Annotated in this window: 25 protein-coding genes; 14 read left to right on the top strand and 11 right to left on the bottom strand. The window is 68.7% G+C overall.

Going from position 1 to position 24,423, the window contains the following annotated elements; genetic code table 11:
* Positions 1-2: 2 nt before the first annotated feature.
* The 3 genes from ACPCUW_RS01185 to ACPCUW_RS01175 all read right to left on the bottom strand — a co-directional run bounded on the left by ACPCUW_RS01185 (position 3) and on the right by ACPCUW_RS01175 (position 1,807).
* The gene (locus ACPCUW_RS01185; protein ID WP_063012630.1) at positions 3-317 is read right to left on the bottom strand and encodes a WXG100 family type VII secretion target; all 315 of its coding nucleotides are present in this window, start codon (positions 315-317) and stop codon (positions 3-5) included.
* Positions 314-841 (bottom strand): YbaB/EbfC family nucleoid-associated protein, encoded by a 528-nt coding sequence (locus tag ACPCUW_RS01180; RefSeq protein ID WP_064901761.1) that lies wholly within the window; start codon positions 839-841, stop codon positions 314-316. The genes ACPCUW_RS01185 and ACPCUW_RS01180 overlap by 4 nt, the downstream gene beginning before the upstream one ends.
* Before the next feature lie 99 nt (positions 842-940).
* The gene (locus ACPCUW_RS01175) at positions 941-1,807 is read right to left on the bottom strand and encodes a dienelactone hydrolase family protein (RefSeq protein WP_063012699.1); all 867 of its coding nucleotides are present in this window, start codon (positions 1,805-1,807) and stop codon (positions 941-943) included.
* A gap of 130 nt (positions 1,808-1,937) precedes the next feature.
* On the opposite strand from ACPCUW_RS01175, the gene glmS reads away from it, so the two are divergent.
* Entirely contained in the window at positions 1,938-3,806 is a 1,869-nt protein-coding gene (gene glmS / locus ACPCUW_RS01170) for a glutamine--fructose-6-phosphate transaminase (isomerizing) (protein WP_063012634.1), read from the top strand.
* A gap of 15 nt (positions 3,807-3,821) precedes the next feature.
* Here the strand turns inward: glmS and ACPCUW_RS01165 are convergent, their stop codons facing one another.
* Entirely contained in the window at positions 3,822-5,012 is a 1,191-nt protein-coding gene (locus tag ACPCUW_RS01165; protein WP_423423414.1) for an MFS transporter, read from the bottom strand.
* A gap of 136 nt (positions 5,013-5,148) precedes the next feature.
* Here ACPCUW_RS01165 and ACPCUW_RS01160 point away from each other — a divergent pair, with 136 nt between their 5' ends.
* Positions 5,149-5,640 carry a MarR family winged helix-turn-helix transcriptional regulator gene (locus ACPCUW_RS01160; protein WP_423423413.1) on the top strand — a complete coding sequence of 164 codons (492 nt, stop codon included), beginning with the start codon at positions 5,149-5,151 and terminating at the stop codon, positions 5,638-5,640.
* Here the strand turns inward: ACPCUW_RS01160 and ACPCUW_RS01155 are convergent.
* Positions 5,627-6,058 (bottom strand): cupredoxin domain-containing protein, encoded by a 432-nt coding sequence (locus ACPCUW_RS01155; protein WP_305779343.1) that lies wholly within the window; start codon positions 6,056-6,058, stop codon positions 5,627-5,629. The genes ACPCUW_RS01160 and ACPCUW_RS01155 overlap by 14 nt on opposite strands.
* A 187-nt stretch (positions 6,059-6,245) precedes the next feature.
* Between ACPCUW_RS01155 and ACPCUW_RS01150 the strand changes: the two genes are divergently transcribed.
* Entirely contained in the window at positions 6,246-7,730 is a 1,485-nt protein-coding gene (locus ACPCUW_RS01150; RefSeq protein ID WP_423423542.1) for an NAD(P)H-hydrate dehydratase, read from the top strand.
* Between the two features lie 90 nt (positions 7,731-7,820).
* Here ACPCUW_RS01150 and ACPCUW_RS01145 read toward each other — a convergent pair whose 3' ends face one another.
* On the bottom strand, positions 7,821-8,639 hold the full coding sequence (locus ACPCUW_RS01145) for an SDR family oxidoreductase (RefSeq protein WP_104393639.1): 819 nt from the start codon (positions 8,637-8,639) through the stop codon (positions 7,821-7,823).
* A gap of 161 nt (positions 8,640-8,800) precedes the next feature.
* Between ACPCUW_RS01145 and alr the strand changes: the two genes are divergently transcribed.
* The 6 genes from alr (at position 8,801) to tsaD (ending at position 14,071) form a co-directional block, all read left to right on the top strand.
* The gene (gene alr / locus ACPCUW_RS01140; RefSeq protein WP_423423412.1) at positions 8,801-9,943 is read left to right on the top strand and encodes an alanine racemase; all 1,143 of its coding nucleotides are present in this window, start codon (positions 8,801-8,803) and stop codon (positions 9,941-9,943) included.
* On the top strand, positions 9,943-11,073 hold the full coding sequence (locus ACPCUW_RS01135; RefSeq protein WP_305779341.1) for an alpha/beta fold hydrolase: 1,131 nt from the start codon (positions 9,943-9,945) through the stop codon (positions 11,071-11,073). The genes alr and ACPCUW_RS01135 overlap by 1 nt, the downstream gene beginning before the upstream one ends.
* Complete coding sequence (gene tsaE, locus ACPCUW_RS01130) at positions 11,066-11,551, top strand: tRNA (adenosine(37)-N6)-threonylcarbamoyltransferase complex ATPase subunit type 1 TsaE (RefSeq protein WP_305779340.1); 486 nt, start codon at positions 11,066-11,068, stop codon at positions 11,549-11,551. The genes ACPCUW_RS01135 and tsaE overlap by 8 nt, the downstream gene beginning before the upstream one ends.
* A gap of 269 nt (positions 11,552-11,820) precedes the next feature.
* Positions 11,821-12,510, top strand: a complete 690-nt coding sequence (gene tsaB / locus ACPCUW_RS01125; protein WP_063012648.1) for a tRNA (adenosine(37)-N6)-threonylcarbamoyltransferase complex dimerization subunit type 1 TsaB — start codon at positions 11,821-11,823, stop codon at positions 12,508-12,510.
* Positions 12,507-13,040 carry a ribosomal protein S18-alanine N-acetyltransferase gene (rimI, locus tag ACPCUW_RS01120; RefSeq protein WP_305779339.1) on the top strand — a complete coding sequence of 178 codons (534 nt, stop codon included), beginning with the start codon at positions 12,507-12,509 and terminating at the stop codon, positions 13,038-13,040. The genes tsaB and rimI overlap by 4 nt, the downstream gene beginning before the upstream one ends.
* Positions 13,037-14,071, top strand: coding sequence for a tRNA (adenosine(37)-N6)-threonylcarbamoyltransferase complex transferase subunit TsaD (gene tsaD, locus ACPCUW_RS01115; RefSeq protein ID WP_030513504.1), 1,035 nt, complete (start codon positions 13,037-13,039; stop codon positions 14,069-14,071). The genes rimI and tsaD overlap by 4 nt, the downstream gene beginning before the upstream one ends.
* A gap of 27 nt (positions 14,072-14,098) precedes the next feature.
* Here tsaD and ACPCUW_RS01110 read toward each other — a convergent pair whose 3' ends face one another.
* Complete coding sequence (locus ACPCUW_RS01110) at positions 14,099-15,682, bottom strand: Hsp70 family protein (RefSeq protein WP_305779338.1); 1,584 nt, start codon at positions 15,680-15,682, stop codon at positions 14,099-14,101.
* Between the two features lie 689 nt (positions 15,683-16,371).
* On the opposite strand from ACPCUW_RS01110, the gene groES reads away from it, so the two are divergent.
* Together groES and groL are read left to right on the top strand one after the other, a co-directional pair.
* Positions 16,372-16,674, top strand: a complete 303-nt coding sequence (gene groES, locus ACPCUW_RS01105; protein WP_030513506.1) for a co-chaperone GroES — start codon at positions 16,372-16,374, stop codon at positions 16,672-16,674.
* 183 nt (positions 16,675-16,857) lie between these two features.
* Positions 16,858-18,465, top strand: a complete 1,608-nt coding sequence (gene groL, locus ACPCUW_RS01100; RefSeq protein ID WP_423423411.1) for a chaperonin GroEL — start codon at positions 16,858-16,860, stop codon at positions 18,463-18,465.
* Between the two features lie 316 nt (positions 18,466-18,781).
* On the opposite strand, the gene ACPCUW_RS01095 is transcribed toward groL, so the two are convergent.
* From ACPCUW_RS01095 to ACPCUW_RS01085, 3 genes are all read right to left on the bottom strand, one after another.
* The gene (locus ACPCUW_RS01095) at positions 18,782-19,090 is read right to left on the bottom strand and encodes an RskA family anti-sigma factor (protein ID WP_227463192.1); all 309 of its coding nucleotides are present in this window, start codon (positions 19,088-19,090) and stop codon (positions 18,782-18,784) included.
* Position 19,091: 1 nt separating this feature from the next.
* Positions 19,092-19,667 carry a sigma-70 family RNA polymerase sigma factor gene (locus tag ACPCUW_RS01090; RefSeq protein ID WP_063012702.1) on the bottom strand — a complete coding sequence of 192 codons (576 nt, stop codon included), beginning with the start codon at positions 19,665-19,667 and terminating at the stop codon, positions 19,092-19,094.
* Between the two features lie 421 nt (positions 19,668-20,088).
* Positions 20,089-20,382: a WhiB family transcriptional regulator gene (locus tag ACPCUW_RS01085; RefSeq protein ID WP_030513510.1), complete on the bottom strand. Its 294-nt coding sequence runs from the start codon at positions 20,380-20,382 to the stop codon at positions 20,089-20,091.
* A gap of 646 nt (positions 20,383-21,028) precedes the next feature.
* On the opposite strand from ACPCUW_RS01085, the gene ACPCUW_RS01080 reads away from it, so the two are divergent.
* From ACPCUW_RS01080 to ACPCUW_RS01070, 3 genes are all read left to right on the top strand, one after another.
* Positions 21,029-21,922 carry a hypothetical protein gene (locus tag ACPCUW_RS01080; RefSeq protein ID WP_423423410.1) on the top strand — a complete coding sequence of 298 codons (894 nt, stop codon included), beginning with the start codon at positions 21,029-21,031 and terminating at the stop codon, positions 21,920-21,922.
* Positions 21,923-22,042: 120 nt separating this feature from the next.
* On the top strand, positions 22,043-22,621 hold the full coding sequence (locus ACPCUW_RS01075) for a sigma-70 family RNA polymerase sigma factor (RefSeq protein ID WP_030513512.1): 579 nt from the start codon (positions 22,043-22,045) through the stop codon (positions 22,619-22,621).
* Positions 22,614-23,813, top strand: coding sequence for an anti-sigma-D factor RsdA (locus tag ACPCUW_RS01070; RefSeq protein ID WP_082940783.1), 1,200 nt, complete (start codon positions 22,614-22,616; stop codon positions 23,811-23,813). Before ACPCUW_RS01075 ends, ACPCUW_RS01070 begins: the two co-directional genes overlap by 8 nt.
* Before the next feature lie 168 nt (positions 23,814-23,981).
* Here the strand turns inward: ACPCUW_RS01070 and ACPCUW_RS01065 are convergent, their stop codons facing one another.
* Positions 23,982-24,395 (bottom strand): DUF5319 domain-containing protein, encoded by a 414-nt coding sequence (locus ACPCUW_RS01065; protein ID WP_025347353.1) that lies wholly within the window; start codon positions 24,393-24,395, stop codon positions 23,982-23,984.
* Positions 24,396-24,423: the final 28 nt, after the last annotated feature.

Below are 24,423 nucleotides of genomic sequence, written 5' to 3'. Positions count from 1 at the left end.
AATCAGAATTGGGTCTGGGCGATCGCGCCGGCGTTGGCTTGGTCCTGCGCCTGCAGCGTTTCGGCCGCGGAGCGCATATTGCCCGCCATGCTGGTGAGGATCGCGCCGAGATTACTGCCGGTCGTGACGGCCTTACCGGCGGGATCGACGTACCCCTTCGCGAACTTCTCGCCGATTTCGTCGTCACCCCAGCACTGGCCCTCGGCCTCGACGATCCGCTTCAGGTTCTGCACCGCGGTGATCACCCGGTCCGAAACGTCGTTGTACCGGGGCTCGGTCGCCCGCAGAGCGGCCGGATCGACCTTGAACGCGCTCATCGCTCCCCCCGCAGGTAGCCGCGGTTGCGGTAGTAGTCGTCCTCGTCCTCGTCGTCGAACGCCCCCGGCTCCGACGAGCCCTGTTGCGCCGGTGCGCTTCCCGCCGGATCGGGCAGCAGCGTGTTCATCAGATCCTTGATGCTGGGCGCACCCGGGAGGATGTCGGAGAGGTCGGGCACGTCACCGGCGACCTCCTGGATGGGTGCCAGCGCCTGCTGCGACAACTCGCCGGCCCGGCGAGCCGCGGCCTGTGCGGCCTCGGCCATCGACCTGCCGAGTTTCTCCGGGGTCGACCGCTTGAACGCCTCGGGCTCCAGATGGACCTCCACCACCACGCCCGCGACATTGGCGACGACCCGGACCAGATTGTCCGCGGACCAGGCCTCGGCGGTCGTGGCGGCCAACCGCTCCTGTACGTCGGCGAGTTCGCGCTTCTGCTGTTCGAAGGTCGCCAGAAGGGAATCGACCTCCAGTCGCAACGCCTCGTTCCGCGCCCGCGCGGCCTCCTGCTCGGCGTCCGCCATCTGTCCACCCCTCCGTCGAAAACCAGCCGTCAACATATCCGACGCGGCCCGGCGACGATCGGTTCCCACCGTTCTCGTGCGCTCCCGGGCGACGGCCTTCTACTTGCGCAGGGCGCGGGCTACCTGCACGAGCTGCAAGGGCGAAACGTGTTCGGGCTCTGGCTCTTCGGTGGCTTCGGGGTCGACGGCCGAGGTGTGGGGGATGTCGGCTTCCGGGTCGGCGAAGGGCTGATATTTCTTGTCGCCCAGGAGTTGGTAGCTGAGGTAGCCGACCAGGAGGGCTCGGGTGATGCGTTCGGTCTTGGGTTCGTACTTGGCGGCGCCGAGCGCGGCGAGAGCGCGGCGGCCCTCGACGATGCCGTTGTGGGTGGCCTTGTCGACGGTGCGCAGCGACATCGGCCCGCCCCAGGCGGTGGCGAGGGCCTGCGCGGTGCAGTTGCCGGTGGAGATGTCGACACCGCCGGCGACGATGAGGGCCGGGGTGTCGATCCGGGCCGCCAGCGCTTCCGCGCTCGGGGCGGTGGGTGCCGGATAGAGGGCCGCCACGGCGCCGACCTTGCGCTGCGAGGCGGCGATGACGGCGGCGCCCGCGCCCATCCCGTGCCCTGCCAGCGCGAGCTTGTCCGGGTGCACGCTGATCGCGCCGGTGCCCAGCCGCACGCCCGCGCAGATGTCGAGCGTGGTCAGCAGGTCGGTGGCCAGATTCAGGTGCGAGGGCAGCGGGCCGCGTTCGGTGTCGGGTGCGGCGGCGACGAAACCCCAGGACGCGAGGTGTTCGAGCAGTCGGCGATAGTTGCCGGCGCCGGCGAGCCAGCCGTGTCCGAAGACGACCGCGGGCAGATTGTGGCCCTCTTCGGGGGTGTACACCACGCCGGGCTGCCCGGCGATGCCGAGGTTGCCGCGCATCACCCGGTGCGGACCAGGGCTGGTCAGAATGCTCAGAAGCGATTTCACAGACACCGACACGGGGGTGAACTCTACCGAGAGTCGCCCGGAATGCGGCACTGTCACGAGCGGAGCGGCCCGGACACGCCCCCACCTGCTTCGATAGCAGGCCGATTCGCGTGTCCACGCGGCCCAAGTAGGCTGGGACACCATGTGCGGAATCGTTGGCTACGTCGGGTACCGGGACGCGCTCGGCGTCGTCGTGGACGCACTGCGCCGCATGGAGTACCGGGGCTACGACTCCGCGGGCGTGGCGATCCTGGACGGCGCGGGCACTATCGCGGTGGAGCGCAAGGCCGGTCGGCTGGCCAATCTGGAGGCCGAGCTGGCCGAGGCCGGTCCCGCCGCGTTCGCCGGTACTACCGGTATGGGACATACGCGGTGGGCCACGCACGGCGCGCCCACCGACCGCAATGCGCACCCTCACCGTGACCTCGCGGGCCGGGTCGCGGTCGTGCACAACGGCATCATCGAGAACTTCGCCCCGCTGCGGCGCGAACTCGAGGAGGCCGGGGTCGAACTGCGCAGCGATACCGACACCGAGGTCGCCGTGCACCTGGTTGCCCAGGCCTACGCGGCCGGCCCCACGGCCGGTGATTTCGTCGGCAGTGCGCTGGCCGTCCTGCGCCGGCTCGAGGGCGCGTTCACGCTGGTGTTCACGCATGCCGATCATCCGGGCACGATCGTGGCCGCGCGTCGCTCGACGCCGCTGGTGGTCGGTGTGGGCAAGGGGGAGATGTTCATCGCCTCGGATGTGACGGCGTTCATCGAGCACACGCGCGAAGCGGTCGAGCTCGGTCAGGACCAGGCCGTGGTGATCACCGCGGACAGCTATGTGGTCACCGACTTCGCCGGCGCTACCGAGGGCGCGCGGACCCGGCCGTTCACCATCGACTGGGATCTGGCCGCCGCCGAGAAGGGCGGCCACGACTACTTCATGCTCAAGGAGATCGAGGAGCAGCCCGCCGGGGTGGCCGAGACGCTGATGGGCCATTTCGACAACGGCCGCATCGTGCTGGACGAGCAGCGCCTCGCCGATCAGGAACTTCGCGAATTCGACAAGGTGTTCGTGGTGGCCTGCGGCAGTTCGTATCACGCCGGACTGCTGGCCAAGTACGCGATCGAACATTGGACCCGGGTTCCGGTCGAGGTGGAGCTGGCCAGTGAATTCCGCTACCGCGACCCGGTCCTCGACCGGTCCACGCTGGTCGTCGCGATCTCGCAGTCCGGTGAGACGGCCGACACGCTGGAGGCGGTGCGTCACGCCAAGGAGCAGAAGGCGCGTGTGCTCGCCATCTGCAACACCAACGGCGCGCAGATTCCGCGTGAATCCGATGCCGTGGTCTACACCCGCACCGGCCCGGAGATCGGGGTCGCCTCGACCAAGGCCTTCCTCGCCCAGATCACCGCGAATTACCTTGTGGGCCTTGCCCTCGCGCAGGCGCGCGGCACCAAGTATCCGGACGAGGTGGCTCGCGAATTCGGTGAACTGGAGGCCATGCCGAAGCTGGTGGAGCGGGTGCTCGAGACCGCGCCGCAGGTGCGCGAGATCGCCCGCCGGTTCGCGCATCAGTCGACGGTGCTGTTCCTCGGCCGCCACGTCGGCTATCCGGTCGCGCTGGAGGGTGCGCTCAAACTCAAAGAGCTCGCCTATATGCACGCCGAGGGTTTCGCCGCCGGTGAGCTCAAGCACGGCCCGATCGCGCTGATCGAGGAGGGTCTGCCGGTGATCGTGGTGATGCCTTCCCCGAAGGGACGCGCGGTGCTGCATTCGAAGCTGCTCAGCAACATCCGGGAGATCCAGGCCCGTGGTGCCCGCACCATCGTGATCGCGGAGGAGGGCGACGATACGGTCCGCCCGTTCGCCGATCATCTGATCGAGATCCCGGCCGCCCCGACCCTCTTCCAGCCGCTGCTGTCGACCGTGCCGCTGCAGATCTTCGCCGCCGAGGTGGCGCAGACCCGCGGCTACGACATCGACAAACCACGCAACCTCGCGAAGTCGGTCACCGTCGAATAGCGGCGGGCGCGCCGGTCAATCTCCCACTGCCACAAGCTCTTCGGGTGCCGTGCTGGAGCGTGTCGTGCGACGTTCCAGTGCGCCCGACCAGACGGCCGAGCCGAGTGCGCTCGTGGCCAGGGCCACGCCGACCCAGCTGGGGCTCGTGTAACCGAAACCCGCGGCGATGACCGATCCGCCGAGCCATGCGGCGAGCGCGTTGCCCAGATTGAAGGCCCCGATATTCAGCGCGGAGGCCAGCGTCGGCGCCGCGGCGGCCTGATCGAGGACCCGCTTCTGCAGCGGCGGCACGGTGGCGAAGCCCAGGGCTCCGATCAGGACGACGGTGATCGCCGCCGCGACCTTGTTGTGCGCGGTGAGCGTGAACAGGGCCAGGACGACGGCCAGCGCCGCCAGCGTGATGTAGAGCATCGGCAGCAGATGGCGATCAGCGTAACGGCCGCCGACCAGATTGCCGATCAGGAATCCGAGGCCGAACAACACCATGATCCAGGTGACCGAGGTTTCGGCGAATCCGGTGACCTCGGTCATCATCGGCGCGAGGTAGGTGATGGCGGCGAAGACACCGCCGAAGCCGAGCACGGTCATCGCCATCGCGAGCAGTACCTGCGGATTGCGCAGGACCGCCAGCTCCCGGGTGAACCGGGCGTCGCGCGGTGCCGGCCGATCGGGCACCAGCGCCAGCACTCCGGCGAAGGCGAGCGCGCCGACGGCGGCGACCAGCGCGAAGGCGAGCCGCCAACCGAAATGCTGCCCCAGCAGAGTGCTCAGCGGAACGCCGACCACGGTCGCGACGGTGAGCCCGGTGAACATCATGGCGATCGCACCGGCGCGTCGGTCCGGGGCGACGAGCGATCCGGCGACCACCGCCCCGATGCCGAAGAAGGCGCCGTGCGCTAGTGAGGCGATGATGCGGCCGGTCAGCATCAGGCCGAAAGTCGGTGCGGCAGCGGACAATGCGTTGCCGGCGATCAACAGCAGCAGGCTGATCAGCAGCATGCGCTTGCGGGATACACACGTGCCGAGTCCGGTCATCACCGGCGCACCGACGAGCACGCCGAGGGCGTAGCCGGTGACCAGCCAACCGGCGGTCGGGATCGATACCGCGTAACTGTCCGCGACCCCGGGCAGCAACCCGACCACGATGAATTCGGTCGTCCCGATGGCGAATGCGCCGAGGGAGAGGGCGAGAAGTGCGAGTGGCATGGGTGCAGGCCTCCACACGGTGTTGTAGACGGGCGTTACAGGCGTCGACAATAATTGCAGACGCGTGTTAATTGCAAGCGCTTGCTATTGCGGGAGCGCGTTATCCTGGGGACGGCGACGACATGAGGAGGGCCCGATGACCGCGGAAGCCGCACTGACCGGATTGGCGGATGGCTGGTATGCGCTCTCGGTGCTGCACGACCGGATCGAGGCACGGATCGAACGCGCCCTGCAGGCCGGCCACGAGCTCAGCGTGCGCGAATACTCACTTCTCACCGTGCTCAGCCGCCAACACGACGGGCCCGGTGGCCATCTGCGGATGAACCAGGTCGCCGACTCGGTGGCGCTGAGTCAGAGCGCGACCACGCGGCTGGTGACCCGGCTCGAGGACCGCGGTCTCCTGCAGCGTTATCTGTGCCCGGACGACCGCCGGGGCATCTATACCGACGTCACGCCCGCTGGTCTTGCCCTCCTCGAACAGGCGCGGCCCACCAACGACGCCGCCCTGTCGCAGGCGCTCCGCGAGGCCGCGGCCGATCCCGAACTGGCCCCACTGGTGACGGCCGTGGAGGCGTTGAACCGCCGCGAGATGCAAGTAGGAGACGGCGTCGCGACTACCGCACCGTGACGGTGCCTCGCATTTCGGGATGCAGCGGGCACAGGTAGCGGTAGACGCCGGGCACGGCGAAGGTATGGCTCCACTCGCCGCCGGTGAAAATCGGGCTGTTGATGCCCATCGCCGCATCGCCGATGCCTTGCACGGCATGCGGCACCTTGTCGGAGAACTTCCAGGTGACGGTGTCGCCCGCCTGGACCGTGACGGCGTCGGGGGAGAACTTCATATCCTCGACGCGCACGGTGACCGAGGCCGGTTGGGCCGCGGTCGGCGAGGCAGCCGCGGTACCCGGCGGCGTGGTCACGGTCGTGGGCGACGGAGTGGATGTCGTTGTGTTCGAACCACATCCGGCGATCAGCACGGCAGCCACCAGCGCTCCGGCGATCGGGAGGAGACGCGCTGCGCGGCTGCGTACGGTGCTGTGGGCCATGATCACGAGCCTAGTCCGAATGGTGGCGTCCGGTTCGCGGCACCCGCGTGCGATCCGGCCGCGGCGCACCGGCGGCAGAGCCGCGGGCATGCGGGAACCGAAGATCCCGGGCGTAATCTGCTGGAGGTTCCGATTCGAGCGCGATCCCTGTGCGATCCCTACGAGGAGGCGAATGATGGCACCGGCCCTGCGGGGATATTTCACCGTCGACGAGGTGCGAGCTGCCGAAGCCGAACTGTTCGAGCGGGTCGCCGCGGGGGTGCCGATGCGCCGTGCCGCGTACGGATTGGCGAATGTGGTTGCGGCCGAACTGCGGGAACGGACCGGCGGCGTCGCCGGGCGGTCCGTGACACTGCTCGTCGGATCGGGGGACAACGGCGGCGATGCGCTCTGGGCGGGCGCGGCGCTGCGCCGGCGCGGTGCGGGGGTGACGGCCGTGCTGTTGTCGCCCGAGCGAGCGCATGCGGAAGGACTCGCCGCGCTGCGCCGGGCGGGCGGGCGGATTCGTGAGGCCGGGGCGGGATCGGCCGCCGAACTGCTCGGCACGCCGGACCTGGTGGTCGACGGCATCATCGGAATCTCCGGCCGGGGTGCGCTGCGACCCCGGGCCGCCGAGTTGGTAGCGGCGATCGAGGCACCGATCGTCGCCGTCGACCTGCCGAGCGGTGTCGATCCGAATACCGGTGCGGTGGACGGCCCGGCGGTACGGGCCGCGGTGACGGTCACCTTCGGTTCCTACAAACCGGTGCACGCGCTGGCCGCGCCGTGGTGTGGGCGAATTCAGCTGGTTCCCATCGGGTTACGCCTGCCCGAGCCGCAGCTGGCCGCGTTGGAGCCGGTGTCGATCGGTCGCGACTGGCCGGTGCCCGGACCGCGCGACGACAAATACACGCAGGGTGTCACCGGCGTCCACGCCGGCAGCGACACCTACCCCGGCGCCGCGGTGTTGTGTACCGGCGCCGCGGTGGCCGCCACCTCCGGCATGGTCCGCTACGCCGGAACCGCAGCCGCACAGGTTCTCGCGCAATTCCCGGAAGTCATTGCGGCCGAGAGTATTTCCGGAACCGGGCGGGTGCAGTCCTGGGTGTTCGGGCCGGGGGCGGGTACCGACGACGCCGCGCGCGAGCGTCTGTCGGAGGTCCTGGCCACCGATCTGCCCGTGGTGGTCGACGCCGACGGGTTGACCCTGCTGGCCGCCACGCCGGAGCTGGTCACCGGTCGCGGCGCACCGACCGTATTGACACCGCACGCAGGCGAATTCGCGCGTCTGACCGGCCGTGAACTCGGCCCCGACCGGGTGGCGGCGGTGCGTGAACTCGCCGAGAAGTGGCAGGTCACGGTCCTGCTGAAGGGGCGGTCCACGCTGGTCGCCACCCCCGGCGAGCCGACGCTGGTCAACGAGGCGGGTGGTTCCTGGGCGGCCACCGCGGGCGCCGGGGACGTACTGTCCGGCGTCATCGGCGCACTGCTGGCGGCGGGACGGGACCCGGGGTGGGCGGCGGCGGCCGCCGCGCGTGTCCACGCCCTCGCCGCGAATCTCGCCGCCCATGCCGACAGTGATGCGGCAGCGCCTATTTCGGCTACTCCGCTGCTGCATCACCTACGAGCCGCGGTGCGGACCCTGCGTAGTCTCGTCGATGCCGCGGACGGACTGCCGGCCGATTCGTTCTGACCGCGCCATCTTCGCCACGGCGGAACCACGGTGGACGGCCGGGCGCCGGGACCGAAGCGCCGGCAGCCCGTCCTCCCGGTACGTGCCCGGTCAGTCGCCCTGGGCGGCCAGCGTGACCGACTCCCATTCGCGCCAGGTCGACAGTCGCGACTCGTAGTCGGCGGTCGCGATCTGCAGCGGTGCGGTCCCCAGGAACAGCCGCAAGGGCGGCTTGTCGGCGTCGACCACGGCCAGGATCGCCGCCCGCGTAGCCGTCGGCTCGCCGGGCTGCTGGGCCGAACGGGTCCGAGTGCGCGCGGCCCGCACCTCGTCGTAGGCGGGGTTTTCCGTGCTGTGCACCGACGACGGGCCGGCCCAATCGGTGCTGAACCCGCCCGGCTCGATCAATGTGACGTGGATGCCGAAACCGGCGACCTCCTGCGCCAGCGACTGCGAGAACCCCTCGAGCGCCCACTTCGACGCGTGATAGGCGCCCAGATTCGGGAAGGCGCTGATCCCGCCGATGCTCGACACCTGGATGATGTGGCCGCTGCCCTGCTCGCGCAGAATCGGCAGCGCCGCCTGGGTGACCCACAGCGCCCCGAAGACGTTGGTCTCGAGCTGAGCGCGGATCTCCTCTTCGGTCAGTTCCTCGATCATGCCGAAGTGCCCGTACCCGGCGTTGTTGACCACGACGTCCAGGCGGCCGAACCGCTCGGCGGCCTCCGCGACCGCCGCGAAGTCGCCCGCGCGGTCGGTGACGTCGAGTTGGAGCGGCAGGAAGGTGTCGGGGTAGGCGGCGACGATGTCGTCGAGTGTCTCCAGCTTGCGCGCGGTTCCGGCGACCCGGTCGCCGCGCTCGAGGGCCGCCAGAGCCCATTCGCGGCCGAATCCGCGCGAGACGCCGGTGATGAACCAAACCTTGCTCATGAAACCCCTCTGGTCGATGGGTGGTGGCGGGCGGCGTGTGCCCGCGTGAACCACGCTAATGAGCTGGAGTGCACTCCAAGCAAGGGTTGATTTCGGCTCGATCCGATATCACTCGGGCGCGCCGGGTGGGCGCGACGCGCCGCGTGGCAGGATCGGTAGCCGTGAGTAGCGCTGATCCGCAGGTGGAGACCGTCGTCGATCTGGATGCCATCGCACACAACGTGCGGATACTGCGCGAACACGCGGGCGATGCCGCGGTGATGGTGGTGGTGAAGGCCGACGCCTACAACCACGGAGCGGTGCAGGTCGGCCGGGCGGCACTGGCCGCGGGCGCGGCCGAACTCGGCGTGACCACCATTCCCGAGGCGCTGGAGTTGCGCGCGGCCGGTATCACCGCGCCCATCCTCAGCTGGCTCAACACCTCCGACGCGGATTACGCCGCCGCGATCGCCGCCGATGTCGAGATCGGAGTCTCCTCGACCGCCCACCTGCGGGCGGTGGAGCGCGCGGCGCGGGCGAGCGGAACCACCGCGACCGTCACGCTGAAACTCGATACCGGCCTGAACCGCAACGGTGTCTCCTCCACGGAGTATCCGCACGTGCTGACCCTGCTGCAGGAGCTGGTCGCCGAGCGCGTGGTGCATCTGCGGGCGATGTTCTCCCACCTTGCCCACGCCGATCAGCCGCAGCATCCGGTCATCGACGCGCAGCGGGACAGATTCGTCGAGGCCATCGCTCTCGCCAAGGACTACGGGCTGCAGCCCGAGGTGGTGCACCTGGCCAACTCCGCGGCCACGCTCACCCGGCCCGATCTGGCGTTCGACATGGTGCGGCCCGGTATCGCCGTCTACGGCCTGAGTCCGATTCCGGAGATCTCCGACTTCGGCCTGCGCCCGGCCATGACCTTCCGGGCCCGGGTCGCCTTGGTCAAACGGGTGGCGCAGGGCGAGGGCGTGTCCTACGGGCACGAGTGGATCGCGCCGCACGACACCACGGTGGCACTGATTCCGGCCGGTTACGCCGACGGCGTGCCGCGCGGCCTGGGCGGTCGGATCGCGCTGCGGATCGGGGATGCGGAGTATCCGAACATCGGCCGGGTGTGCATGGATCAGCTGGTCGTGGATCTGGGCGAGAACCGGCAGGGAGTGCAGGAGGGGGATCGCGCGGTGCTGTTCGGCGGGGCCCCGGGTGATCCGCACGCCCAGCGGTGGGCGGAACTGATGAACACCATCCACTACGAGATCGTGTGTTCCCCCCGCGGCCGTGTCGTGCGAGGCTATACCGGACAGGCAGGGGTGGTGTGATGGAACCCGAACGGGCACATCAGTTTCGGAGCGCGCGCCGGTTACGGTCCACACTGCTGCGTGGCGGGGTGGCGTCGGCGAGTGTGCTGGGCGCGCTGGCCGGTGCGCAGGCCCTGCGGCGAATGGGCGCCGCCGTCGCCTGGCCGGCTCGCGGTGACGACCTGCGCGACGAGGATTTCACCTTGCTGGACCGCGATCCCGCGCGCCGGGTGGTGGCCGACGACGGCGTACCGCTGGCCGCGCGCGTCGTCGGCGCCGAGAAACCCGCTGCCACCGTCGTTTTCGTGCACGGATTCTGTAACAGCATGCACTCGTTCCACTTTCAGCGCCGTGATCTCGCGAGGCAGTGGGGCGCGCAGGTCCGCATGGTGTTCTTCGATCTGCGCGGGCACGGCAGTTCCGGCACGTCGAGCACTGCGAATTGCACGGTTCCACAGCTGGGACGCGACCTGCTGCGGGTGATCGAGGATTGTGCGCCCGACGGCCCGCTGGTGCTGGTGGGGCATTCCATGGGTGGGATGGCGATTCTCGCGGCGGCCGCGCGGAATCCGCAATTGTTCGAGCGCCGCGTGCTGGCCTCCGCACTGCTGTCCACCACCGCGGCCGGGGTGACCCGCGCCGGTGCGGCACAGCTGTTGCGCAGTCCGGCGATCGACGGGTTCCGGGTGCTCGCCCACACCTCCCCGGCGCTGGTGCAGGCGGGACGGGTCACGGCCCGTCAGCTGATCACCCCGGTCCTGCACGTCAGTTCGTTCCACGGCGACGTCAGTCCCACGCTGTCGCGATTCACCACCTCGATGATCGATCGCACACCGGTCGAGACCATCGTGAAATTTCTCGAAGCCCTGCAGGTGCACGACGAATCGGCGGCGCTACCGGTGCTCGCGCCGCAGCCGGCGCTGGTCGTCGGCGGCGACCACGACCTGATCATCCCGTTCCGCAATTCGCGGGAACTCGCCGCCCGGCTGCCGGACGCCGATCTGATCCGGGTCACCGACGCCGCGCATATGGTGCATCTGCAATATCCCGAGCTGATCAACGCCGCGCTGGATCGATTGCTGTTGCGCACGGGCGTATTCGGCGGCGCGTCCGTCGACTACGGCGTGGGGCGGGAGGCGAGCAATGGCTGAGCATCGCGAGCAAGCCCCGGATGCACAGGGCGAGGCCGAGAGCCGAGAACTGCCCACGGTCGCCGATACCGAGGCGCTGGGCCGGGAGCTGGCCGCCGAGTTGCGGCCCGGCGATCTGGTGGTGCTCGACGGCCCGCTGGGCGCGGGGAAGACCGCGCTGACCCGGGGGATCGCGGCCGGGCTCGGGGTCGAGGGACGGGTCAGCTCACCGACCTTCATCATCGCGCGGCAGCATCGCGCGGGCGCGGCGCCGGGATCGATACCGCTGGTGCATGTCGACGCCTACCGGCTGGGCGGTGACCTCGACGAGCTCGACGCCCTGGATCTCGATGCCGATCTGCACGAAGCGGTGGTGGTCGTCGAGTGGGGCCTCGGCGTCGTCGAACATCTCGCGGACCGTCATCTGCGGGTGCGGTTGCATCGGGAAGCGGAATCGGAGACCCGCACCGCCACCTGGGAGTGGGTCGGTCAGTACTGATCGGTTGTGATGCTCGCCACCGATGCGCCGCGGGCGAATACGCGGCAGCGCGGAATCCGGCCCGGCCGCCGGGCCCCGATCGCGGACCTCCGCACCGGCACCCCGGCAGTTGTTGCGGCACTTGGTCGTTGACGAGCGCCACGCGGTCGCCTCGTCACGACGTGCGAACATCCGGTCGGCAGCGGTTTGCCCCGCGGTTGCGACATGCGAATACGCCGACGGCGCTGATGGCATACAGCAGGTGACCAACCGGTATCGTTGAGGCAATCATGCTTGTACTTGCTGTCGACACCGCGACGCCTGCCGTTACAGCAGGACTGGTGGAACTGGAGCAGGCCGCCACACAGCCGCAGGTCCGCACTCTCGCCTCCCGGGTGACCGTGGACGCGCGCGCCCACAACGAGGTGCTCACTCCGCAGATTCTGGCCTGCCTCGAGGAGGCCGACCGCACGCGCACCGATATCGGGGCGGTCGTGGTGGGTATCGGCCCCGGCCCGTTCACCGGCCTGCGGGTGGGAATGGCGACCGCCGCCGCCTTCGGTGACGCCCTGGGCCTGCCGGTGCACGGCGTCTGCAGTCTCGACGCCATCGCCGCGGAGGCATGGCCCGAGGTGCCGGCCGGTCAGGACGAGATCTCGGGCGCCGAATTGCTCGTGGTGACCGACGCCCGCCGCCGCGAGGTGTACTGGGCGCGGTATCGCCGCGGCGGCCGCGTCGACGGTCCCGGTGTGTGCAAACCGGTCGATCTGGATTCCGGGGACGCGACCGCGATCGCCGGATCACCCTCGCACGTGGACTTTTTCGATCTTCCGGTGCTGCCGGTGGAGACCCCGTCGGCGGCGGGGCTGGTGCGGTGTGCCGCCCACGACATCCTCGCGCGCGCGACGCCGCAGCCGCTGGTCCCGCTGTATCTGCGCCGTCCCGATGCGGTCGAACGCAGCTATCAGGCGGTGCGATGAGTACCGAATCCTCGCCGGTGGTCCATATCGAACCGATGGGCCCGGCCGATATCGCGCGCTGCGTGGAATTGGAACTGCTGCTGTTCCCGGAGGACGATCCCTGGCAGGACGTGGCCTTCCGCTCGGAGCTGGCCGGTTCGCACAATCGCTATCTGGTGGCGCGTGACAACGCGGGGCGCATGCTCGGGTACGCGGGCATCGCGCTGCTGGGCACGCCCGACCATCCCGAGGCCGAGATTCACACCATCGGTGTCGATCCGGATGTGCACCGCGGCGGCATCGGGACCGCCCTGTTGCGCGCGTTGCTGGCCGAGGCCGGCCGGCGCGGTGGGCCCGTCTTCCTCGAGGTGCGCACCGACAATGCCCCGGCCATCGCGCTCTACGAGAAGCACGGCTTCCACATCATCGGCCTGCGCAAGAGCTACTACCAGCCCAGCGGCGCCGACGCGTTCACCATGCGCCGCCCGGCGATGACCGGATTCCCGCACCCGGGTGTCGAGCGCGCCCACGACTCCGAGGTCCTGTCATGATCGTCCTGGGTGTCGAAAGTTCCTGTGACGAAACCGGTGTCGGCATCGTGCGCCGCCATCCGGACGGCACCTGCGAGCTACTCGCCGACGAGGTCGCCTCCAGCGTCGACCAGCACGCGCGGTTCGGTGGCGTGGTTCCCGAGATCGCCTCGCGTGCCCATCTCGAGGCCATCGTGCCCGCCATGCGGCGTGCGCTGTCGACGGCCGGCATCGCCAAGCCGGATGCGCTGGCGGTCACCATCGGACCGGGCCTGGCCGGTGCGCTGCTGGTGGGCGTGGCGGCCGCGAAAGCCTATGCGGCGGCCTGGGATATCCCCCTGTACGCGTTGAACCATCTCGGCGGGCACGTCGCCGTCGACACTCTCGAACACGGACCGATGCCGCCGTGCGTGGCCCTGCTGGTCTCCGGCGGGCACACCCATCTGCTGCACGTGACCGATCTGGCCGAGCCGATCGTCGAACTCGGCAGCACCGTCGACGATGCCGCCGGCGAGGCGTTCGACAAGGTGGCGCGGCTGTTGGACCTCGGCTTCCCGGGCGGTCCGGCGCTCGATGCCGCTGCGGTCCACGGTGATCCGGCTGCGATCGCATTCCCGCGCGGGATGACCGGGCCGCGTGATCCGCGCTACGACTTCTCCTTCTCCGGTCTCAAGACCGCCGTCGCCCGCTACGTCGAGGCGGCCCAGCGCAACGGGACCGAACTGCCGATCCCCGATATCGCGGCCTCGTTCCAGGAGGCGGTGGCCGATGTGCTGACCATGAAGGCCGTGCGCGCGGCGCAGGATGTCGGTGTGGACACGCTCGTGCTCGGTGGCGGCGCGACCGCCAACTCCCGGATCCGGTCGATGGCCGAAGAGCGGTGCGCGGCCGCCGGTCTGACCCTGCGGGTGCCGAAGCCGCGCTTGTGTACCGACAACGGCGTCATGATCGCCACCCTGGGTGCCCACGTGATCGCGGGCGGCGCCGAACCGTCTCCGTTGACGGTCGCGACCGATCCGGGTCTTTCGGTGTCCACCAGCCAGATTCGCTGAGGCCGTCCCGAAAAGGATTCCACCGGCTCAGTTCTGGGGCTGCACGGTCGTGCTGGGCGCTGTCGGCTGCCCGGAGGGAGTGGATTCACCCGGCTCGGCGGACTGGGCCGGGTCCGTCGCCGCAGACCCGGAACTCGAGTGCGGCGGTACCGGAATTCGGGTACTGCCCGGCTTGGTCGGCGCGGCCCCCGGAGTAGGACTGTCCGGTGTGGTCGTCTCGGGCGTAACCGGTTGCGGCGCGGTGGTTCCCAGCAGCGGTCCGAGTAGATGCGGCAGGTTGGGCAACGGGATCTGCGGCAGATTCGGATCCGGCCGCAGGACCGGCGCACTGGTCGTCGGCGTGATCGGCGGCACCTGATCGGCATGGGTGGTCGGCACCGAGCTGCCCGGCGATGTGCCGGGTGCCGAACTGCCGGGCTGGGTGGAACTCGTCGGCGGACGCTCGGTCCGGCTCTGCCCGGTGCCGTCCGTCGATGTACCCGTGGGCATCGGGGACGACGTGGGCGACGTGGTCAGCTGAGTACCGGTCGTCCCTGCCGGGGTCACATCCTGGTGGGCCGTCGGCACGAGCTCCTTGACGCCGTAGCCGACCACGAGACCGACCACCACGACCGCACCGACGAGGGTGCCGATCAGTTTGGTGAAGGTTCCGGCCGATCCGTCGCTACCGAGCGCGATCGGGGAGAAGGTCGAGGGCTGGGCTGAATCGGCCACCAGCGCCGCGCCTTTCGCGGTCACCGCCTCCGGCTCCGGAACCGAGACCACCGGAATGTCGAGCAGTGCGTCGAGTCCCTCGACCAGCGAGGCGATATTGGCGCCGCCGCCGATGATCGCCACTGCCTCCGGGGATTTCGGCGCTCGTGCGAAGACCGCGCGGGCGTAGTCGGCCGCCTCGTGCAGCAGATCGGCGATCAGTTCACCGAAATCGGCGCGGGTCAGCTTCAGCGGCTGCCCGGCGACGTGATCGATGGTCACCGCCGGGGCGATGGACAGATGCTCCTTGGCGGCCCGGCTGCGGTTGATCAGCATGGTCCGGTTGGGCCGGGTGCCTCTGCGGGCGAAATGGCAGTCCAGCAGATGGTGATAGATCAGCTCGTCCACCGCGGCGCCACTGATCGTCTCGGTGCGCTCCGAACGCAGCACGGTGTCGTCGGCCAGATCGGCCACGGTGACCGTCGTACCGGAGGCGCCGAGGTCGATCACGGCCACCGTCTCGTAGCGGTCGAGGAGGCCGGTCTCGCGCAAATAGGTGAGTGCCGCAGTACTTTCGGGGATGAGCTGCACATCCCGGCGCTGCTTGCCGATCGCGGCGCGAATCGCCATCGCCTGCTCACGATCGCGGTAGGCGACCGCGATGGCCCCGGCCGGGACGGGCTGCGTCTGGGGCGCCGAGGCGCCGGGCGTGTGCGTGCCGACCCGGTGCAGGTAGTCGCGGGGCATCTGCGTGGTCATCAGCTCGATCGACGAGGCGACCAGATCACCCGGATCGGAATGTGCCACATCCGCCGACACGACGCGGTAGTCGAAGCTCTGGGCGCCGTTGGGCGTGGTGGTGACGACGGCCGAGCAGACGACCTCGTTCCCGGCGGAGATACCGAGGGATGTTCGCATGTTCACCTCCCTTCTCGAGCTGGTCGAGCGGACGGCCTTGGTGGAACCGACCATCTCGAACGGACATCACGGGCATCCGCTGTGCGGCGAATACTCCGCGCGCGGATCGGGGCGGGTCTTCCTCCGTCGGGGGCGGTCCGGTGAGGCGCCATTCCGTCAGGCTTTCGGTCCCATCAGGTGCGATCCGTTTTCAGGGTCGGGACCGGCCGTCGATCACGTGCGGTCTTGTTCTCGTCTCAGGTGTGCGCGAGGTTGTCGCGCGAATGGGTGAAGCAGTGGTACTCAACGGATCGCGTGACGGTTACGGCCGATGGACGCGCCGTAACGACACAACTGTCGTACGGCATGACCGATCACGGAACCGTCTTACATACTGTCACAATCCGTTATCCGAACGTTACAGATTTTTCGGAGCAATTGCCACGCCCTCGGGCGTGTCGCGATGTCAGCACTGCCCACCCTTGAGCGCTGGCACTCTCGTGTATAGAGTGCTAGTCGGCACTGGTTGTGCTCAGGTGCCAGCTCGACTTTGGGCAAGGGTCCCGGCACCCGCGACGACGGGGCTGTGCGCAGGGTCGGCACGGCGGTAGTGGTAAGGCTCCACGAACGCCGCAGCAACACCGTGACCAAACCGTGAGTCCGGGGAACAGCCCCGGACGACCGAATCCCCTGAAAGTGGAGGGCTCAACGTGGCGAGCGTGAACATCAAGCCGCTCGAGGACAAGATCCTCGTCCAGGCCAACGAGGCCGAGACGACGACCGCCTCCGGCCTGGTCATCCCCGACACGGCGAAGGAGAAGCCCCAGGAGGGCACCGTCGTCGCCGTAGGACCCGGCCGGTGGGACGAGGACGGCGAGAAGCGCATTCCGCTGGATGTCAAGGAAGGCGACGTCGTCATCTACAGCAAGTACGGCGGCACCGAGATCAAGTACAACGGCGAGGAGTACCTGATCCTGTCGGCGCGCGACCTGCTGGCCGTCGTCGACAAGTGATGACCGACCGATGACCCACGCGGCCGTCGCGATCCGGATCGCACCGTAACGATCACTGCCCCGGTGTCCCACGCATGGGCGCCGGGGCAGTGATCGTTGTGGCCGGGATCGTCGTGGTCGCTGCTCCAGGCCGCGGGTCGTCGCAGGCCCGTCCACCACTCCCACCCCAAGGACATCTCAACCATGGCAAAGCAGATCGAGTTCGACGAGAAGGCTCGTCGGGCAATGGAACGCGGCGTCGACAAGCTGGCCGACGCCGTCAAGGTCACCCTCGGCCCGCGCGGCCGGCACGTGGTGCTGGCCAAGGCGTTCGGCGGCCCCACCGTCACCAACGACGGCGTCACCATCGCGCGCGACATCGACCTCGAGGATCCGTTCGAGAACCTCGGCGCGCAGCTGGTCAAGAGCGTCGCCACCAAGACCAACGACGTCGCCGGCGACGGCACCACCACCGCCACTGTGCTGGCCCAGGCCCTCATCAAGGGCGGCCTCAAGAACCTCGCCGCCGGCGCCAACCCGATCGGCCTCGGCGCCGGCATGAGCAAGGCCGCCGACGTCGTGTCGGAGGCGCTGTTGGCCGCCGCGAAGCCGGTCTCCGGCGAGAAGGCCATCGCACAGGTCGCCACCGTCTCCTCGCGCGACGAGGAAATCGGCGAAATGGTCGGCAAGGCCCTGACCACCGTCGGCAAGGACGGCGTCGTCACCGTCGAGGAATCCTCCACGGTCAGCACCGACCTGGAGATCACCGAGGGCGTGCAGTTCGACAAGGGCTACCTGTCGGGCTACTTCGTCACCGACCCCGACAAGCAGGAAGCCGTCCTCGAGGACGTCCAGGTGCTGCTGCACCGGGAGAAGATCAGTTCGCTGCCCGACTTCCTGCCGCTGCTCGAGAAGATCGCCGAATCCGGCAAGCCGGTGCTGATCATCGCCGAGGACATCGAGGGCGAGGCGCTGTCCACCCTGGTCGTCAACGCCATCCGCAAGACCCTCAAGGTCGTCGCGGTCAAGGCGCCGTTCTTCGGCGACCGCCGCAAGGCGTTCCTCGACGACCTGGCCGTCGTCACCGGTGGCACCGTGATCAACCCCGACCTGGGCATCAGCCTGCGCGAGGCCGGTCTGGACCTGCTCGGCCACGCCCGCCGCGTGGTCGTCACCAAGGACGAGACCACCATCGTCGACGGCGCCGGCACCCAGGAGGCCATCGACGCCCGCGTCGCGCAGCTGCGCGGCGAGATCGAGGCCACCGACTCCGACTGGGACCGCGAGAAGCTGGAGGAGCGGCTGGCCAAGCTGTCCGGCGGCGTCGCGGTCATCAAGGTCGGTGCGGCCACCGAAACCGCGCTCAAGGAGCGCAAGTACCGGGTCGAGGACGCGGTCAGCGCGGCCAAGGCCGCGGTCGAGGAGGGCATCGTCTCCGGCGGTGGTACCGCGCTGGTGCAAGCGGCGACCAAGCTGATCGAACTGCGCGACTCGCTGACCGGTGACCAGTCCATCGGCGTCGAGGTCGTGCGGCAGGCGCTGCGGGCGCCGCTGTACTGGATCGCCACCAACGCCGGTATCGACGGCGCGGTCGTGGTCAGCAAGGTCAGCGAGGGCAAGGACGGCTTCAACGCCGCCACCCTGACCTACGGCGACCTGATCACCGACGGCGTCGTCGACCCGGTCAAGGTCACCCGCTCCGCGGTCCTCAACGCCACCTCCGTGGCGCGCATGGTACTCACCACCGAGAGCGCCGTGGTCGACAAGCCGGCCGAGGACGAGGCCGACAACCACCACGGCCACGCGCACTGAATTTTTGGCCTCCGCTTCGCTCCGGCGGGGTTGCGGCCCCCTAGGGCTCGTCGATCGGCACCCGTTGCTTGCTCCTTCGTCGCGTACGCAACGGGCACCGATCGACGAGCCGGGCCGCAACCCGTTGGGGTCGGGTCGGGCCTGAGTCTCGGTGAGATCGGGTCGGGTCTGAGTCTCGGTGACGGGAGCCTTTGTGACCGCAACGGCCCGTTCACGTTGAAACGTGAACGGGCCGTTGGCGTTTTCGTGAGGGGGCTGCGGGCGGATACTCGCTGGAGCGATTGCGCCTACCTCGAGGCTCGGTTGAGGCCGGAGCTCAGTTGAGAGAGGTGGGACCGGCTTCCTCACCGTTGCGGTGCGCGGGGGGACGAATGTGTCGTGCGGCGGGGGCGTGATCGTCGGCGATCGCGGCCAGGAGCCGGGTGCGGAGGGTGGCGGGTGGCTGGACGGCCGACGCCGAGGCGAACAGGGTAAGAGCTTCTCTGGTCAGTTGCACTTCCGTGTCGAAGTCCGCGCGCAGTACGGGGTCGCCGGAGTCGAACAGCTCCTGCACCGCGCGCTGGTCCTCGTCGCCGATCGATCCGAGCGCGACCGTATGCGCGAGATCGATCTGGCTCTCGTTCATCTCACGTCACTCCCAAACTCTTTTTCAGTCGTGTCAATCCGTCCCGAATCCGGGACTTGACGGTCGGTAACCCTACTCCGAGGTAGGCAGCCACCTCGGCATACGTCCGGCCGCCGAAATACGCCAGCGAGATGGCCTCGCGCTGGGTTTCGGTGAGGGTGGCGAGGCTCTCGCGTACGGCCTGCTGTTCGAGTCGGCGGCCGACTTCCTCGGTGACCTCGTCGAATTCGTGGCCGAGGGTCGCGGTGCCGTAGGTGACCTCACGCTGGGCGTGCGCCTGTTCGGCTCGGACGCGGTCGACGGCGCGCCGATGCGCGAGCGTCATCAGCCAGGTCACCGCCGAACCCTTGGCCGGGTCGAAATTGGCTGCGGTGCGCCAGATCTGGAGGTAGACCTCCTGGGTCGTCTCCTCCGCGTAACCGGAATCGTGGAGGACACGCAGCACCAGTCCGAATACCCGGGCGCACGTGCGGTCGTACAGCTCGGCGAATGCTTGCTGATCGGACCGGCCGCAGCGCACCAGAAGTGCCGCCAGCTCGATACTTTCGCTTGCGCGTGCCGTGATCGCAGAGTCCACACTCGGTGTGGCCACCCGACCGTCCCCGATGGATCCTTGGAACGAGTCGTCCTCTGCGGCCGGCGGCCGCGTTGTCACAACGCTCCATTCTGTGTCATCGGTCACTACCGTAGCGCGTCGCTATGACCTCCTTCCAGGTGGGGTGCGGCGGGCAACGCACCTGTGGCCCAGCGGATTTCGCGCGTAAGACGACACGCCGAGGAGTGTGCGGAGACACGCCGTGACACGCCGATGACTTTCGCGAAACGCTGGGGCTTGGGTGCGGCCGTTGGTCAACATGCGGCAGGCGAATCGGCGGTGGCCGAGAACCTGCGCCTGTACCGGTGTCGCCGGCCACGTTCAGTGGCCGGGTGTTTGCTAGGTATTCGGCGCCCCAGCTGGTTCGGATCGGTCGGGTGCGACCGAATTTCGCGAGCGCCGGTCAGACGGCCATCCGGCGGCGGTTGCGCCGGGCGTGGAGCTCGCGTTCGGTCTCCGACATGCCGCCCCAGATGCCGTACGGCTCACTGACCTTCAGGGCGTGGCTGCGGCACTGCATGAGCACCGGGCAGGTCCGGCAGATCTCCTTGGCGCGCAACTCCCGCTGGGTGCGCGCGCGGCCGCGCTCGCCGTCGGGATGGAAGAAGACGGAGGAGTCCACACCGCGGCACGAGCCGCGCATCTGCCAATCCCAGATGTCGGCGTTGGGACCGGGGAGGTGGGTGGGCATGGGCATGGTGAACTCCTCATGGTGCGAGCTCGTCGGCGTTGTCGAGCGGTGCTTGTCAGCAGCGGTCTGTCCGGACCCTGGGCGGGGGCGACAGTGACCTCGCCGAGATCGGGCTCGGACCGTATCGCCGATCTCCGGCGATCGCAGTACGCGGTCGCCGCAATTTCGCGCGGCGCCGACGACGGCGATGAAGTACGTTAGGTCGCGCAGTGAAATCACGTCAATAGATACGTCGACAGTGATCGCAATTCCGGCAGATCTCAGATTTAACCTGCGCACTGTTTACTTTCCGGACCGGGAAAGCGATACTGACCGGTTGACTTGTTTCGCAAGTATTGCGACATGTCCGTAGATTCCCGCGTTTTCCCAGTTCACAGGGTGTTTAGCAGAAGAAAAGATCTGTCGTACTTGCCAACGCTGGGGAGTGTGATATGTGATGTGGCACACTGGCCTCGTGCGCGCGGAAGAAGTCCGGATGGCCGCGTCGGGGCGCGCAGGTTAATAATCCGAAAAGCGTGCGAATTCTGCTTCGGTGCGCCGGCGGTTAGCTCGTTGCAGATTTACCTGATGGAAACACGGCGCCTCCGCTTTTCGCTGAGAAATAGCCCGTATGCGGTGCGGAGCGCGGGCCGCCTCCGGATAAGGTGCGCTGGTGTTGGATTTGTCCCCGGGAGTGCGCGGGTTGCTGGACCCCGGGCCCGCCGCCGTACTGGCCGACGCGGCGTTCGGCGGCCGCCCCGGCATCGCGCTCGCGGATCTGCCCGTCGCCGCCGATCCCGCCGGAACCCGGTTGCGGGCAATCGTCCTCGGTGGTCGGGGGTGGTATGCGGCCGCGCGCGCCGAATTGCTCCGGGCCGCCCGGTTGACCAGGGATCCGGTATTCCGCTCGCTCGTGGCCTCCACCGAGGCGTCGCTGCTCCGTCAACTCGGCTGGCACGCGCGCGCCGCGATCCTGGACGGACGGGCAGCGGCGCTGGTCGCGAACCTGCCGGTGGTGGGTGCCGCCGATCCGATGCGCGCTGCGGCGGTCTGCGACGCGCTGACCGGATTGGCCGCGGACGCACTCGGTACCGGGCAGCCGCAGGTGTCCGCGCGGTTGCTGCGGCGCTGTCGCGGCGAACTGGATCGCGCGCCCACGGACCTGCGGACGCTGGTGCGCTGGCACTGGGTCAGCGCCGAAACCGCCCTCGCCGCACCCGGTCTGGGACTGGTCGCCGAGCCGGTGTCGACGCACGCCGAGGCGGCTGTCGCCGCGGCCGAGCGGATGGGATCGGTTCGGCATCAAGTGAAGTCGCGGCTACTGCTGGCCGCCGCGGCGGCGGCCGAGGGTGACATCGATCGCAGTCGCGCCGGTGCCGAGCTGGTCGATTCCCTCTGCGCCGCACATGGATTGCTGCCGCTGCGCTGGGCCGCCGCGATGTTGCGGTCGGGGGTGTGCGAGCCGGCCGAGGCCCGCCGCGCGGCAGCCGAAGCCGCTGTGTTCGCGAGCATTCTGGCTGGTCGGGGCGGTCGGCTGCGGATCGGGACGGAAATCGGGGAGCAGTGATCCCCCATGTTGTCCGACTCACATAGCTGAGCCGCTATTGTTGGTTTCGTTCCACCGACCGGTGGAAGCACCGGTCGAAATCCGGCCGTGCCACTTGTAACGCCAGGAATATCTCTGACGATGACGCACTCGGGCGAGGAGTTGGACGCCGCCGTAGCTGCTGCAGCTCAGGGCGACCGTTCGGCTTTAGCCCAGGTACTGGAAATCATCCGCCCGCTGGTAGTTCGTTATTGCCGTGCGCGGATCGGTTCCGCGGAGCGTGGGCAGCTCTCCGCGGACGACGTGGCGCAGGAGGTCTGCTTGGCTGTGATGACCGCCCTGCCGCGTTACCAGGACCAGGGGCGGCCGTTCATGGCTTTCGTGTACGGAATCGCCTCGCACAAGGTCGCCGACGCACATCGCAACGCCGCCCGTAACAAGGCGGACGCGATGGCCGAAGTACCAGATGTCATATCCACCGACCAGGGGCCGGAGCAGCGCGCTCTCGAATCCGAAACGAGCCGGCAGATGAACAGTCTGCTGGCCACGCTACCGGAGAAGCATCGAGAGATCCTGATCCTGCGTTTGGTCATGGGTTTGTCAGCAGAAGAAACTGCTGTCGCCGTGGGCAGTACGGCGGGAGCTATACGAGTGGCTCAGCATCGGGCGCTCGCGAAACTCAAGTCACAAGTGGCGAGGGCAGGTGAAATGTATGGCTAGGGATGGCGAGCGCGGTCGGGGCGACTGGAAGGCGCGGCTTGGATCGCCGAACAGCGGTCCCTATGCCGAGGCATCCGGGGAGTCCGGTGACGCCGGGCCGGTGGATATCGCAGCGGTCCGACGCGACGATGCGCTGATCGACGCCATCGCAGGCGACGGTCCCGTAGCGACCGACAGTGCCGAGGAGTATCAACTCGCGAGCCTGCTCGCGAATTGGCGAGCCGATATCGTCGACACTCCGATGCCGGCCGGTCCCGATCTGGACGCCGTGGTAGCGGCCGTCAACCAGGAGATCGGAGCGCGGGAGGCGAGGGTCAACGCCCATCGCCGCGGCAGATTGCGATTGGTACGTCCGCTGATGGGCGCCGCGGCCGCGGTCGCGGTGATCGCCGGCGGGACGACGGCCTTCTCCTACGGCGCGCAGCCGGGTGATCCGTTGTGGCGGGTGAAGGAGGTCGTGTTCAGCCAGCAGGCGCAGACCACGATCGCCCAGCGCGCAGACGACGATATGACCAAGGCACAGGCGCTGATCGACCAGGGACACCCCGAACAGGCCAAGGCACTGTTGGAGAGCGCTTCCACCAACACGACTCAGGTCGACGACAACTCGCGCAAGCAGGATCTGCAGGTGCGCTGGCAGCACATGCTGGATCAGCTGAAGACCACCGCACCCGAGGTGGCCGCCGCGCTGGAGTCGCTGGAGCCGAAGGCGAATACGACGCCGGCCACCCCGACAGTGGTCGCGCCGACGACGCCGGGACAGTCTGCCAATCCAGGGCAGCACGAGAGCACCGGCTCCAAGCCGAGCACCCCGGGCCCGGAGATCATGCGCAGCCAGACCGCGCCCGAAACCGGTGCGAGCGGTTCCGGACCGGGAACGCCGGGCACCGAGCCGGGAAGTGGTTCCAAGCCGCCGACGAACCAGCAGCAGCAACCGCCGACGACTGCCGAGCCGCCGACGAACCAGCCGCCGACTCAGCAGCAGCCGCCGACCAACGAACAGCCACCCACACACGAACAGCCGCCGACGAACCAGCCCACCGCCAATCCGCCGACCACCATCGGCGGAGGGGCGGTGGTCCCGCCGACGCAGCCGCAGCAGACGGTGGCTCCGGTCCATCCGTCGGTGCCCTCGGTGCCGACGGTGGTCGTGCCGCCGGCCGGTGGGGGATTGCACACCGGCATCAACTAGAACCACATATTCAATACGAGAACCGATCGCCGATCCCGGCGGTCGGATTCGTGTTTTTCAGGGGTTTTCAGGGGGAAGTGCGCGCGGTACGTCGCGGCAGAAGTGTGGAAATTCACACGCCGAAAGCGCGCGCGGCTGTGCCGAGCCGAGCGCTACGCGGCTGAGGGGTCAGGCGTCGAAACCGTCGAATCCGTCGCCGTGCAGGGCTTCGTTCATCGAGGCATCCGCATATCCGCGGCAGTAGTCCCACGTCACGTAGGCCTCCGGCGTCGGATCGTATGCGGGCTCGTGCGGGCGGACCGTGCCGTCGACCAGCAGTTGCAGCAGGTTGGCGCGCAGCATGTCCCAATCGTGGTAGTGGTCCTGCCGGCAATCCTCACAGCTCACCACGAGACCGCGGATGCCCCGGTGGGACAGCAGCGCCTCGTACACCGCGAGATCGGCGAGATCCTCTTCGACCGCTAGGCGCTCATGGGGGTCCAGCGGCTCCCCAGGCTCAATGGCATCGAGCGCGGCCGACGGGTCGGAGGGATCTCCGGCGAAGGGGTCCGGCGGCAGGCCAGGTGGTAGATGGTCACGCACAATCCCACGGTACGCAGAACCACCCCCT

The organism is Nocardia sp. AB354, assembly GCF_049538315.1.
Lineage (GTDB): Bacteria > Actinomycetota > Actinomycetes > Mycobacteriales > Mycobacteriaceae > Nocardia > Nocardia nova.
This window is presented reverse-complemented; position numbering and strand designations above follow the sequence as displayed.